General features: G+C 47.4%; 1 pseudogene. It reads left to right on the top strand.

Going from position 1 to position 211, the window contains the following annotated elements:
• A pseudogene (locus tag Xmir_RS22450) lies at positions 1 to 211 on the top strand (IS110 family transposase); the annotation flags it as partial.

Genomic DNA, 211 nt, shown 5'->3' on the forward strand with positions numbered 1-211 from the left:
TCTTTCAAGTTTGTGTCTGGATGGAAGACGGAACTGTTGCTTCGAACCGAAAAATCCCACGACAAAAATTGCTTGATACCCTACGGGTTTTTCCGCCTAAAACCCTCATAGCCATGGAAGCCTGTGCGACTTCTCATTATTGGGGCCGGACATTGCAGTCTATGGGCTATCATGTCCGGCTTATTCCCACCCAGCATGTAAAAGCTTTCAG

It is taken from the genome of Xenorhabdus miraniensis, from assembly GCF_002632615.1.